This window comes from Algoriphagus ratkowskyi, assembly GCF_002150505.1.
GTDB classification, from domain to species: Bacteria; Bacteroidota; Bacteroidia; order Cytophagales; family Cyclobacteriaceae; genus Algoriphagus; species Algoriphagus ratkowskyi.
Genome location: NZ_MSSV01000003.1, coordinates 57,516 through 70,872, shown reverse-complemented (window position 1 = coordinate 70,872; position 13,357 = coordinate 57,516). Strand labels below are relative to the sequence as shown.

Below are 13,357 nucleotides of genomic sequence, written 5' to 3'. Positions count from 1 at the left end.
TCTCATTCGAATTTGTTTTAAAATCCAAAATTGAGTTGCTGGACTGCTATTTCCTCTCTAGTGAAAGGAATGGTGGCAATCTTATCGAATTTTTGAATTTGCTTGGTGTTTATTGGACGTCTCAAAAGCGTTATTTCATTCACTTCAAAAGATGCTTCGATCTCATGGTTTTGCCAATCAGCCCAAGCTAGACTATGTTGCTCCGGAGTCATTCCTCTGGCAATTGATATATGAGGAGTTTTATGAAATTGTGGTTTGTAGAGTAGAGGGTTTGCAAACTGACTAAGCTCTGTTATAATTTGTACGAGTTGATACTTATTGAAAATATCAACAAAGACTGTATTAGGGAATTGACCGATTCCGTTTAGTTCTGCTATAAATGGCTCCACAGTTTTTCCAAATCGTTTGAGGTTTTCGATAAGTCGTGTTTCCCAGTAATTTGATTGTAGGCAGTTCATGATACTTATATGTGGTTTGAAAATGTCTGCCATTGTACAACCATAATTTCTAGTAAAATGTTGTTTGTACGGCATGATCAATTTGCAGATTTCCTCACTTGGTGAGATGATCAGGAAATATTCATGGGTATTGAGTTTCATCGTTTTTATAATTTTAAGTTGGTTGTTTTATATAGATATAGTAGAAAGCATTGAGATTGGTTCCACCTCCCTCTTCCCCTTTAAACCCACTTTCCACATCGCATTTACCTCGACGGCATAGGCTCCGAACTCGATCACTACTTTGCCACGGATCTTATAGAATCCCTTGCCCTGAAATGGAAATCGCTTGAGGGAAGGCGGGAAATGAATGCTGTCCAGCCAGTCGCCTTTGGGATCTAAGAAAGTACCGAAAGCCATGTGCTCCCGATTGATCGTGCGCACGTCTTTGGTCACTACCAGCTGGCCGAGAACTTCTACATTTTTTCCCAGCAAGCTTGGAAGCTGCTCGGCGAAGACGGTTCCGCTGCCGTCATGCGCACAGAGTCGGAACATGTCCGTGAGTGCAAAGCCCAGCACATTGATCTCGTCAAGCGCATCTTCCAGTGGATAATCAGGAAAATCAGGTAGCACAAAATCCATCGCCGGCTCTTTAAAGAGGGCAGGAGAATCGGGAATAGCAGTCAGTCGTTTTTGGGCGAAGTTGGCTTTCCACAGCAGTTTCTTTTTTCCCAAACCTGTAAATGCAAATGCTCCCACGCTGATCAGGATGTTCAACTGCTCCGGCCCGGAATGCGTGCGCTCGATAAAGTCCTCCAAACTCAAGTAAGGGCCATTGCTTTCCCGCTCTTCGAGAATGAGTGTACAGAGCTTGGCTTCCAGCTGCTGGATGTGGATGAATCCTACGAAAACCTCCTCTCCGCTGATATTGGTGAGGTATTCACTGCGATTTACGCAAGGTGGATTCACCTTCGCACCCGTACGTTTGAGTTCATGGAAATAAAATTCGGTGCTGTAAAAACCTCCGAAATTATTGATCACAGCCACCATAAATTCCATCGGGAAATAGGTCTTCAAGTAAAGACTCTGATAACTTTCCACAGCAAAAGATGCCGAGTGCGCCTTGGAAAAGGAATAGCCACCGAAGGATTCGATCTGCCGCCAGACTTCCGCGGTAGTATTCTCCTCGTACCCGAATTCTCTGCAGTTGGCGAAGAACTTTTCCTTTATAGCATTGAATTGATTGTGCGATCTATACTTGCCAGACATGGCTCGGCGCAGGATATCTGCCTCGCCCATGTCCAAGCCGGCAAAGTGATGCGCCACCTTGATCACGTCCTCCTGATAGACCATCACGCCGTAAGTTTCCTCCAATAGTTCCTTCATTTTGGGATGGAGATAGACTATTTTTTTTGGGTCGTGAAAGCGCTCGATGTACTGCTTCATCATGCCTGACTGCGATACGCCAGGACGAATGATCGAACTGGCAGCCACTAGGCGAAGGTAATCGTCGCATTTGAGTTTGGTGAGAAGCTGCCGCATGGCCGGACTTTCTATGTAAAAGCAACCAATCGTATCCGCCTTGCGGATCTGGCTGGCGACTTTGGGATCACTCATAAATTCCTCTACTCGGTGAATGTCGATATCGATTCCCTTATTTTGCTTTACCAGTCGGATCGCTTCCTTGATATGTCCAAGTCCACGCTGACTGAGGATGTCGAGTTTGAACAGACCGATTTTCTCTGCCAAAAACATATCGACCTGTGCGGTGCAAAAACCTTTGGGAGGCATTTCATTGACGGTGTATTGGTAGATCGGCTTTTCGGAAATCAGCATTCCGCCTGGGTGGATGGAGTGGTGATTGGGAAAATTCTCCAGCAGCTGACCGTATTTTAGGATCGTGCGCTGGATTTTGTCCTCGTTCATCGGCTGATCTTTGCCACGCACGAGTTGGTCGATTTCTTCTTTTGGCAGGCCAAAAACTTTCCCCAGTTCACGGATGACTGCTCTCCGCTGGAAGGTGCTGTACATGCCGAGTAGAGACACGTGGTCTTTGCCGTAGCGCTTAAAAATATAATCGATGACCTCATCCCGATCTTTCCAGGAGAAGTCCATGTCAAAATCCGGTGGGGAAGTTCGGTGTGGATTCAGAAAACGCTCGAAATACAAATCGAGTTTGATCGGATCCACATCCGTTATTTTCAGGCAATAGGCTACGATGGAATTGGCTCCGCTACCTCGGCCTACGTAGTAAAAACCACGGTTTTGGGCATAGCGGATCACATCCCAAACGATCAGAAAATAGGCGTTGAAATTCAGTTGGTCGATGATCTTCAGTTCTTTGATCACACGTGCTTTTGCTATAGGGTTGTTTCCGTAGCGGTACTGAAGTCCTTCTATGGCGAGTTTTTCCAGCAAAATCCTATCGTCTTCTTTGCTGGCGCTGTAATGCTTTTTGTTTTTATCGGTGTTGAGTTCAGTCTTGATTTCACAGCTATCGATCAGCTGAAGCGTGTTGCTGATCATGCCGGGGAAATTTCGAAAGGCGCTCATCAACGCTGCTTCCGGTACAAACATTTCGTCCGGAGCCGCAAAATCTTTTTCGCCCAGTTTACTGATCAGCGTATTCTTGCCAATGGCTCGCAGTAAGCGGTGGACATTGAAGTAGGTTTTGTTCTGAAAAGTGACGGGATGTCGGATGATCCATTTCTTCGGAAAAGCCTCGATTTCCTGCTTTTTGACGCGGTTTAGCTCAGTTGCTAAGATGCCGATGAACTCATGCTCTTTCAAGCTTTGCGCAGCCAAACTCTCAAAAGGATACAGAATGATGACAGCTGAAAAGCAATCCGGACGCTCAGGGAAAGCCTTTTTTTCCTGCAGATGCTCCGAAAGGAAACGGTTGATTTCCAGGAGTCCTGTATCATTTTTTGCCAATAACGTATAGCGGAAAATATCCTCATTTCGGATCTCAGCACCCACGAGGGGTTTGATTTTCTTTTTCCTACAGAAATCCACAAAATCCCAGGTGTCCGCTGTGCTGTTGATATTGCAGAGGCCAAGGGAAGATAGTCCGCGCTCGGCCGCAGCATCCACGAGCGCCTCGGTGCTGTAGGTGCCGTAGCGGTAGCTGAACCAAGTTTTACAGTTGATAAACATCTTAAGCGGGAGTTAGAGTAATGGCTCGGGTGAGGCTTTTTTCGCCGTAGCGATTTTTGATCCAGTCGATAGCTTGGTAGAGATTTACACCTTCTTCGGTATCCTGGAAAAGATCGATCTGCTGATTGCCTTGCACGAGATGAGAGACTTTCACACCGACGAGACGCACGAGCATCCGCTTTTCATAGAGCTTGGCAAAAAGCTCCTTGACTCGCTGCAGCAGCACTTCGTCCGAACTGGTGTAAGGGATTACGCACTGACGGCTGACGGTATCGAAATTGGCATAGCGAAGCTTCACTGTGATGCAGCCACAGAGTTTCTGTTTTTGGCGAAGCTCAAAGCCCACTTTCTCCGTCATCCGCACCAGCTGACTATTGAGAAAAGCCATGTCGATGGTGTCCGACTCGAAAGTATTTTCCGTGCCGATACTCTTCTGCTCGGTGTAGGGAATGACCGGGGATTCGTCGATTCCATTGGCTTTGCGGGAAAGATCGATACCCGATTTTCCCAGGAGATTTTGCATCATGAGTGGAGGAATTTCGCTGAGCAATTTGATGCTTTCTACGCCCATCCGCTCCAGCAGCGTGGAGGTTTTTTCGCCTACTCCCGGCATTCTTCGGATAGGAAGTGGAGCCAAATAGCCTTTTTCTTCACCAAAAGGAATGGTAGTCTGTCCATTGGGTTTAGCATCATGTGTGGCGACTTTGGAGATGAGTTTGTTCACTGCCAAAGCGCAGGAAATCGGCAATCCTGACTCTCGGACGATCTTTTCCCGCAGTTCCTTGGTGAATTTCTCACAACCAAAAAAGCGATCCATTCCCGTCATATCGATGTAAAATTCATCTATGGAAGCTTTTTCCATCAGTGGAACTTGCTCCTGAATCACCTCTGTGACTAGACGCGAACTTTTGCTATAGCTATCAAAATCTCCTTTGACGTAAAATGCCGAAGGACAAAGTCGCCGCGCCAGCTTCATCGGCATGGCCGAGTGCACACCGAATTTCCGAGCTTCGTAACTGCAGGAAGCTACGACCCCACGGTCCGAACTTCCGCCAATGATCACAGGCTTTCCCAACAAGGCAGTATTTTTCAACCGCTCCACGGACACAAAAAACGTGTCCAAATCCAAATGCACGATATGCCTTTCCATTTCTCAGATTACTTCCTATATTTGATATTATTAGTATCATTTTATTGTCATTAATTGTATCGAATAAAAATGGGAAGTCAAAGCTTTTTCTGGGCGAGCAATCTGAAATTTCTCAGAAAGCGACGCAAATTGAGTCAAGACATGCTAGCTGAAAATCTTGGCATGACGCGCGCAAAACTGAATGCGCATGAGAATGGGCATAGCAAGTCGCCAGCGATTGAGGATTTGCTGCTTTGCGCAGATTATTTTCGGATGAGTGTGGATACGCTGCTTCGGGTGGATTTATCCAAACTCAGCGAACTGAAAATCGCTGATCTGGAAGCGGGAAATGATGTCTTTCTGAGCGGATCGAAAGTTAGGATTCTCGCCACCACTGTGAGTTCAAGTAATGAGGACAACATCGAACTGGTGCCGATCAAGGCGAAAGCTGGATATCTAGGTGGCTTTGGAGATCCAGAGTATCTGAGCACGCTCCCAGTGTTTTCACTCCCCAATTTGCCAAAAGACAAAAAGTACCGCATGTTCCAAACCGAGGGAGACAGCATGCTGCCAATCGCCGATGGGGCCTATGTGATCGGATCTTATTTATCTGAGTGGAGACTTGCAAAGGAAACTCCCTGCGTGGTGGTGACGGCAAGTGAAGGGCTGAGTTTTAAGATGCTGAGTTTTCAGGCGGAGGAAAGAAGTTTTTTGCTGCGCTCCCTGAATCCAGTTTATACGCCTTATGAAGTTCCTGCGGAAGAGGTCCGAGAGATCTGGAAGTTTGAATATTATATGAGTGATGAGTTCCCGCAGGAGCCGCTAACGCTACAGCAAGTGGGAATTGAGATCTCGGAGATTAACAGGAAGTTGGGGTTGATGCAGGCAGGTAACCTTTGAGGCTTTTAGCGGTTTGTTTCTCGCGGCGACGCGGCGGTGCAACGTATTTAACCTTTGAGGTTTTTTTCGAACCTCGAAGGTTTTGAATGAAAGCCTCCCGCCAAGACACTCCCGACAGCTGTACGGGAGGCGCAATTTTTTCAGGATATTCTTTTCCTTACTGATCGTGCCGTTGGCACTCTTTGGTTACAACTTCCATCATAAACCCAGAATTGCATTCTGGGCTTTTACAGGCCTTGCCGTTGGCAAGGATCCGGAAAGAACAACAATTGAAATTATATCAGTGAAATTGTATTTAACAGCAGTTAGATTATAATTGATAAAAGCAGTTAGATAAACTGATGACAATGTTCACTTTGTGCCAACGGCACAATCGATAAGAGCCCCGAATACAGCGAAGCGAAATTCGGGGTGTCAAATTCCATTTTTATTTACTACGAGTGCCAACGGCACGATCAATAATAGAGGAAATGAATAGATAAAACTCTAATCCCACTTTTCTAAAATTCAGCCTTCATAATAAAACCTCATGCAGAATCCAGATCAAATTTCCCTAGTTTTGTCCCGCTTAGCCAATCGCTAAATTCATTCGCAAAATCCTTTGATTTTTACACGGCAGTCTTGAATAAATCTCTTTCCTCCCAATCACTTCTCATTACCGGAATTATATTGGTTTCAATCAATTTGCGCACCTCGATTGCGTCGGTTGGGCCATTGATTCCATTTATCCGTGAGGATCTGGGTTTGTCAAATGGCTTGGCGGGGTTTCTTACGACGCTTCCTTTATTGACATTCGCTACTTTTTCACTTTTTGCTCCTGGCATAGGAAAGCGACTGGGGATGGGAAGGGCGGTGTTTTTGGGCATTGCAATTCTTACTACCGGAGTGATTCTTCGTGTGCTGGGTGGAATCGAGTTGATGCTCTTCGGTACAGCGCTGACGGGAATCGGGATCGTGATTGCCAATGTGCTGGTGATTCCGCTGATCAAAGTCCGGCTACCAGAAAAACTCGGCTTGATGACAGCTCTTTTGGCGACAATGATGTCGCTTTTTGCAGGGATTGCAGTGGGAGTGAGCGTGCCGCTTGCGATAGACTGGAATCTGGGATGGCGTGGGTCTCTGGCGTTTTGGGCTGTATTTATGGTGCTGGCGATGATCGTGTGGATTCCGCAACTGCAGCGCCCAAAAGCAAATCTTCAGGAAGTGACCGATCCTGCAAAAAATGTATGGAGATCCAGTCTTGCTTGGCAGATCACCATTTTCATGGGCTGTCAGTCAGTGATGTATTTTACGGTAGTGACTTGGTTACCTGATATGCTTATTTTCCGGGGTTGGACTCCCTCTCAGGCAGGTTTTGTGGCGGCTATGATGCAGATAGTTTCTTTGGTAGGCTCTTATTTTATTCCAAATTTTCTCATCAAACTCAGGGAGCAAAGTGGCGTAGTGCTGGCAGTGGGGATAGGATATGTGATCGGCTACCTTGGTCTTTTCGTGGATAATGAACTGGTGACTTATGCTTCTCTTGGGCTTGTTGGACTTTGTATGGGTTCAAGCCTCAGTATTGCTTATACCTTCATTGCTTTGCGTACGGCTGAGGATCAAACTACTGCCAAACTTTCGGCGATGGTGCAGTCATCTGGGTATTATTTGGCGGCTCTTGGACCATTTCTTTTTGGAATCTCTCTAGATCTTTTTGATAACTGGAATGTGCTTATTTACTTCCTATTGTTCTTTTCGCTGGTGTTTACATTTTTCGGTGTGTATGCAGGCAGGGATCGCAAAATCTAATTCCGAATATTATTTCGTCCTTGATAGAATAGGGTGTAATTTTGCGGCTTCAAACCGAATCCCAATCTCATGCAAGAATTCTTTTATACCCTAGGCATTTCTGAGCAATTGTTCGATTATCTAATTATGCCCTTGCTTATTTTCTGTGCAAGAGTAGGTGATGTGTCTATCAACACCCTGAGAATCATGTTTATGATGAATGGGAAAAAGAACATTGCTCCAGTTTTAGGCTTTTTTGAAGCTTTGATCTGGCTTCTTGCCATTGGCCAGATTTTTCAAAATATTGATAATCCACTTTCCTACGTCGCCTATGCTAGTGGTTTTGGAATGGGTACTTATGTGGGAATGTTCTTTGAGGAGAAATTGGCTTTTGGTAGAGTGTTGGTTAGGGTGATCACACCACAGCCACTACCCGATCTGATCGAATACATGAAGGAGCGGGATTTCCGTTTCACGAATGTAGGTGGAGAGGGTCGTTTTGGAAAGGTGAATCTACTCTTTACTGTGATGAAAAGAGATAGTCTTACTGAGTTTGTCGCCAAAGTCAAAAGCATAGACGAGAAAGCATTCTATACCATCGAAAGCGTAAAGCGTGTATCTGAGGACGATGTAAATGTGATGGACGATAAGCCAAGATTTAACATGAGCTTCTTCAGCAAGGCACGTACCTAATGGCCAATTCCTGGTTCCAATTTCAGCAGTTTCGGATCAATCAGGAGAATTGTGCAATGAAAATTAGCACGGATGCGGTGATGCTGGGAGCATTGGCTGATGTTGCTTCGCCAAAAGAAATTTTGGATGTAGGTACGGGCACCGGAGTGATTGCCTTGATGCTTGCACAGCGCTTTGCTGACGCAAACATTCAGGCAGTTGAGATAGATCCACAGGCAGCTTCTCAGGCCTTGAATAATTTCCGATCAAACACATTTTCGCATCGCATGCAGCTTTGGGAGGGGAGATTTCAGGATTTCCAACCTTCGCAGAAATACGATCTCGTCGTGAGCAATCCTCCATATTTCCCCGATCATCTGAAATCATCTGATGCGCAACGCAACATGGCTTTGCACACGGACGAACTTTCCTTCGCCGATTTATTGAAAAACGTGGAGGATCTTTTAAAAGCAGACGGAAAGTTCTGGCTTATTCTTCCACCAAGACAAATGCTGGATTTTCAGCAAAAGGCGGAGAAGTATGGGCTGTTTTTGGATACAAAATTCACATTACAGGACAAGCCTGAAAAGCAAATTCAGAGAGAGATTTGCGCTTTTTCCAGAGCGGAAAATAAGGTTGAAGCAACAGCCATTTTTATCAAAAATGAAGACGGGACTCCTCATGAAAGCTATGCAAGGTTAGTGTCTGGCTTTTTACTGGCTTTTTGAGATGGAGCAATTCTTTTTTTGATTTTACACTATTCAGCCAGTAAAGAAATTAATCAAAAGAGAAGTTTGCTTGTACCATTCAACCGCAAAATTATATGACTAGCTCCGAAGGAGCCAGACTATTCATGACCCTGTACGAAGTGCAGGTTAAAAAAATCAATATCATTTCGAGCCCAGAAAGGGCGAAACTTTAAAGTGTCACCCCTTCGGGGCTAATTAACCAAGTATCTTCTTTACCCCCGGCTATGCCGAGGGTTATGAATAGTCTCAATCCTTCGGATCTTACTTGTCATAGAATAGTTTGCTGCTGATAACATTGCGTATAACCATATTTTTTATTCTCCATTGTACTAGTAAAGAGTTAAGAGTGTCATAAAATATGGCCAACTTTAAAACTTAGGTGCACCGGTCATCGGACATTGGTCATCAGGACTTTCAACCAAAGAAATAAGGTTACCTACACTATTGAAGATTCTCAAACCATTCTTTCCTCCTCCTCAAACCGAATTCCTCGTTTGCCCAACTCATCCAAAATGGGATAGTAGATCTCTGGAAGGACTGGGACGTGGAGGCCTTTGAGGTTGATTTTTCCATCTAGAAAGGAGTCAACAGCTATGGCTAATGGAAGTCCAACAGTCTTGGCCATCGCTGTGTAGATTGCATCTTCGCCAAAGCATACCAGGCTAGATTTGATTTCCTTGACACCTTCGGCAGTTTTAACTTCGAAAAGATGCTGCATCACGATCATATCCTTGTCCTCCGGATATAGCGTCCAGTTTTTCTCCAAAATAGCCTGTAAAATCACCGCCGGAGACCCTATTACTTTTGGTAGCAAATCATTTCCAAAAAAACCTAGCCACTGAATTTTTTCCCAAGTGGGGAAATCAAAATCAGGAATCAGATTGCCGAGTTTCTCTTCTACCGAAAGCTCAGAATCGTAAGGCAAAAAAGAATTTAGGAATTGTCTCAGCGTAGTGTCTTCGGGTAGATTCATCTGAAAACTATCATCGCACATGCCCAGTTGCACGAAGACATTCCAAGCTTTGCAGTATCCGTCTCTTCGAAGCGTACCGCGGAGCATGGTACTGATATTTTCCAATCCGTACACTTTTCTATAGCTAAGCGAATCACGATTGGGATAGCCGTCAAAATCACCCAATCCTGGGAATTGAATAGTTTCGAGTCGGTTGAAAAGCTGGTGGTAGGGAACAAACTTCAAATCTCCTTTTTCTATGTAGCGGGAAGTTCCTTGACCGGCTAGCACCACGTTTCTTGGGTTCCAGGTGAACTTGTATTTCCAGGGATTGTCCTCAGATTTTGGTGCGAGAAGTCCTCCGCAATAGGATTTGAAAGAGGTGATTTCCTCTCCGTTTGCCTTCGCCCGATTGATGATTTGCATGGCAGACATGTGATCGATTCCTGGATCCAAGCCGCATTCATTCAGGAAAAAGAGACCTTTTGCTTCGATCGCTGATTTCATTTCTCGCATTTCATCCGACTCATAAGAAGCTGAGAAAAAGTGCTTCCCAAATTCCAGACAATCCTTTGCCACGGTGGGATGCATAAAAGCTGGCAACATAGAGATAACCACATCCGCTTCTTGAATCAGCGATTGTCTTGCATCTATGTTTTCAATGTCTAACTGCCGTGCCTCGGTATTTACTTGATTCTTAAGTTTTTCCTGAGCAGAGGCTAGGTTAATGTCAGCTAAAATCAACTTTCGGGATTTGCTTTGACAGCTTTCCGCTAGGAAATCGATCAGAAATATGGCAGATTTTCCGCCTCCTAAAATCAGAATTGTATGCATGCTTAATCGATCTATACTATTTTTAGTAACCCTGCGGGTAAAACTCATAAAGTAATGTCAAGTACCCAAATCCCCCTACCCCCTTTAAAAAAGGGGGAGTTGGCTCAATTAAGCACCAAATTTTACTGTAAGTAGTTTAACGTGCAAGATTATGAATGCTCCTAATTATGGCTAAAATGGAGAATATATTTTAGGGTAAAAAATTGAGACCAGAATATTAGAAGGAACAATTCCCTACATTAATCGTTAGGGAAATTCCAATTTAGCCAACGATGAGCAAGAAAATTAAAATAGAAGCTGAGTTTGAAGAACTAGCTTGGGAGGAACTGAACATCAAGGAGCAGCAGCTGATGATGCGGGCTAGAAAAGTGTCTGAAAGCGCCTATGCGCCTTATTCTAACTTTCATGTGGGTGCAGCTGTGCGACTTGAGTCCGGAGAAATCCTACAATCCAGCAATCAGGAAAATATCAGCTTTCCTGTTGGGGTATGTGCAGAGCGCTTGGTGCTAGGCTATGCGGGAGCAAATTTCCCGGATCTAGGAGTGACCGAAATCGCGATTGTGGCTCGTAGGAAGGGCGAAGAAATCTGGGCGGGAGTTTCGCCCTGTGGACTCTGCCGACAGACGATCAATGAAGTGGAAATTAGATTCAATCAACCAATCTCTATTTTGATTCAAAATCCGGATGGTACAGTGCTCCGATTCCACGGAATTCAGACACTTTTGCCTTTCAAGTTTGACAATCTGAACGCTTAGAATTTTGAAGAAAAGTATCAATTTTCAGTATCAAGCGCAGTATTCTGTCTCTCATGAGCCTACATTTCAGGAGAAAGAAATCTGGTTGATTCTGCATGGCTACGGACAATTGGCTGAGTTTTTTATTCGAAAATTTCAAGGCTTTGATTCTTACGATCGACTTTTTGTCGCGCCTGAAGCGACGAACTATGGCTATCTCAGAGGCTTCGCGGGAAGAGTAGGAGCTAACTGGATGACGAAGCACGAGCGTGAGCTAGCGATTGAAAACAATCACCGTTTTCTAGATCAGCTGATGGAGGATTTGCTTTCGCAGTATCAGGATAAACCAATAATCAATGTACTAGGTTTCTCTCAGGGTGGAGCTACAGCCACACGTTGGGCAAGTCGATGGTCAGGTAAGGTGGATCAATTGGTGCTTTGGGCAGGAGGTTTTGCTCAGGATATGGAGTTGGAAGCTGCGAGAGAAAAGTTTTCTAAGACAAAGTTCACACTAGTTATTGGAGATCAGGATGAATTTGTCACTCCCGAAAGCATTGAAATCCAGCAGGAATTGACCGAAAAACTGGAAAAGGACGTGAAAAAACTAACTTTTGCCGGAGGTCATGAAATTGATGTTGAAATGCTTTCAAAAATTCTTGATTCAAATGAGTAAATCCAATTATATTGGTGCTTCAATTGCTTACTTACGAATTGAATTTGATCACAAGTTGACTTTCACTATTTTTCTGAAAATTTTGTAAACCACCAATGCTTTCGCTTACTGAAAAGGAGATAGACCTTATCTCAACCCAATTACTCAAAGGAATGATCTGTTTCTATCAGATCGACAAGAAAAGGATTCATCAGATGCCGGATGATGAGGATTATTATAATTATGATCTGACTGAGGCTGAAGAAGATGTTCTGGATGAAATCGAGGAAAACCCGGACAATTACGCCGAGTTCACACAGATGGAACCTGCTCAAGAGCATCAGATGATGCAGGATTTTATTGACCGTAGGGTCAAAGAAAAAAATCTAGCCGACGATTTGGTGAGTTCACTGACCAAGCCCAAGGCAAACACAGCATTTAAGTTTTTGATCGAGGACTCCAAATACAAAAAGGATTGGGTCGAATTCCGTAAGGAAAAATACTACGACTGGATCAAAGAACAAGTTGATAGTTTCAACTACACTGAAGAATAAAAGCATAGCCGTCCAATTTGGATGGCTATTTTTTTGGGTATAACTGCAGTGGGCACGGAGGTTTCGCAATGCACAGTTGTCATGCTTCTCCAGAAGCAGGACTTTGTAGTTAGCTTATCGTTTTTAGTGTCTGTTTGCGTTCATGCAAGGAGTTTCATTCAAGAATCTTTTTAGGATTAAGAGTGAAAAGTGAAAATCTTCTTCAGTTAAAATAAGTTTTTAAAGTCCCACCCAGGGAGATTCCACCATTTTTTCTCTATTTTAAATGAATGCAAACCGCACCTGAATTTTTAATTAGAAATATCCTTACTCCTGGCGATCTTGGACAGATAGCGGCATTGCATGGGAGAGTCTATGCCGAGGAGCATGATTTTGGGATTGGCTTTGAAGCTTATGTGATGGAAAGTTTGCTTGAATTCTATCGAGCCTACAATTTGAAAAAAGACAAAGTTTGGGTAGTAGAGAGTGAAGGGAAAATGGTGGGCTTTGTTTTACTCATGCATAGGCCCGCAAACCGTGCGCAGTTGAGGTATTTTATCTTGGCGAAAAAATTTCGTGGGTTTGGAATCGGAAGCAGATTGATGAAGGAATGGATGGATTTCTATCATGATCGTAACTATGATGCAGCTTATTTATATACTACTTCAGGATTAGAAGCTGCGGTTAGTTTGTATGAAAAGATGGGCTTCCGTAAAATTAGTGAAATGAAATCACGGAATTTTGGAGTGCCGTTACTGGAGCAGTATTATGAGTTGATCACTTCTGCAAAAAAGTAAAATTGTAAGTGGTAAGTAATTATAGAATACCACTTACTACTTTTA

12 protein-coding genes are annotated in these 13,357 nt (G+C 44.1%); 8 read left to right on the top strand and 4 right to left on the bottom strand.

All coding sequences use genetic code 11. The features are described 5' to 3' along the window. Positions 1–17: 17 nt before the first annotated feature. The 3 genes from BVH02_RS03815 to dinB are packed head-to-tail and all read right to left on the bottom strand — an operon-like array spanning position 18 to position 4,743. A complete protein-coding gene (locus tag BVH02_RS03815) occupies positions 18–599 on the bottom strand; it encodes a 2'-5' RNA ligase family protein (protein WP_086499113.1) in 582 nt (193 codons plus the stop codon). 27 nt (positions 600–626) lie between these two features. Beyond that, a complete protein-coding gene (locus BVH02_RS03810; RefSeq protein ID WP_086499111.1) occupies positions 627–3,593 on the bottom strand; it encodes a DNA polymerase III subunit alpha in 2,967 nt (988 codons plus the stop codon). 1 nt (position 3,594) lies between these two features. After that, positions 3,595–4,743 (bottom strand): DNA polymerase IV, encoded by a 1,149-nt coding sequence (dinB, locus tag BVH02_RS03805; RefSeq protein ID WP_086499109.1) that lies wholly within the window; start codon positions 4,741–4,743, stop codon positions 3,595–3,597. Between the two features lie 69 nt (positions 4,744–4,812). Between dinB and BVH02_RS03800 the strand changes: the two genes are divergently transcribed. The 4 genes from BVH02_RS03800 (at position 4,813) to BVH02_RS03785 (ending at position 8,789) form a co-directional block, all read left to right on the top strand. Then, the gene (locus BVH02_RS03800; RefSeq protein ID WP_086499107.1) at positions 4,813–5,622 is read left to right on the top strand and encodes an XRE family transcriptional regulator; all 810 of its coding nucleotides are present in this window, start codon (positions 4,813–4,815) and stop codon (positions 5,620–5,622) included. 621 nt (positions 5,623–6,243) lie between these two features. Further along, complete coding sequence (locus BVH02_RS03795; protein WP_086499105.1) at positions 6,244–7,410, top strand: CynX/NimT family MFS transporter; 1,167 nt, start codon at positions 6,244–6,246, stop codon at positions 7,408–7,410. Between the two features lie 69 nt (positions 7,411–7,479). After that, positions 7,480–8,082, top strand: coding sequence for a DUF2179 domain-containing protein (locus tag BVH02_RS03790; RefSeq protein WP_086499103.1), 603 nt, complete (start codon positions 7,480–7,482; stop codon positions 8,080–8,082). Beyond that, on the top strand, positions 8,082–8,789 hold the full coding sequence (locus BVH02_RS03785; protein ID WP_086499102.1) for a tRNA1(Val) (adenine(37)-N6)-methyltransferase: 708 nt from the start codon (positions 8,082–8,084) through the stop codon (positions 8,787–8,789). The genes BVH02_RS03790 and BVH02_RS03785 overlap by 1 nt, the downstream gene beginning before the upstream one ends. A 475-nt stretch (positions 8,790–9,264) precedes the next feature. Here the strand turns inward: BVH02_RS03785 and BVH02_RS03780 are convergent, their stop codons facing one another. Continuing rightward, positions 9,265–10,596 (bottom strand): saccharopine dehydrogenase family protein, encoded by a 1,332-nt coding sequence (locus BVH02_RS03780; RefSeq protein WP_086499100.1) that lies wholly within the window; start codon positions 10,594–10,596, stop codon positions 9,265–9,267. Between the two features lie 272 nt (positions 10,597–10,868). Between BVH02_RS03780 and BVH02_RS03775 the strand changes: the two genes are divergently transcribed. The 4 genes from BVH02_RS03775 (at position 10,869) to BVH02_RS03760 (ending at position 13,312) form a co-directional block, all read left to right on the top strand. Beyond that, the gene (locus BVH02_RS03775) at positions 10,869–11,351 is read left to right on the top strand and encodes a cytidine deaminase (RefSeq protein ID WP_086499097.1); all 483 of its coding nucleotides are present in this window, start codon (positions 10,869–10,871) and stop codon (positions 11,349–11,351) included. A gap of 4 nt (positions 11,352–11,355) precedes the next feature. Continuing rightward, a complete protein-coding gene (locus BVH02_RS03770; protein WP_086499095.1) occupies positions 11,356–12,003 on the top strand; it encodes an alpha/beta hydrolase in 648 nt (215 codons plus the stop codon). 95 nt (positions 12,004–12,098) lie between these two features. After that, positions 12,099–12,536, top strand: a complete 438-nt coding sequence (locus BVH02_RS03765; RefSeq protein ID WP_086499093.1) for a UPF0158 family protein — start codon at positions 12,099–12,101, stop codon at positions 12,534–12,536. Positions 12,537–12,805: 269 nt separating this feature from the next. Next, positions 12,806–13,312 (top strand): GNAT family N-acetyltransferase, encoded by a 507-nt coding sequence (locus BVH02_RS03760; RefSeq protein WP_086499091.1) that lies wholly within the window; start codon positions 12,806–12,808, stop codon positions 13,310–13,312. Positions 13,313–13,357: the final 45 nt, after the last annotated feature.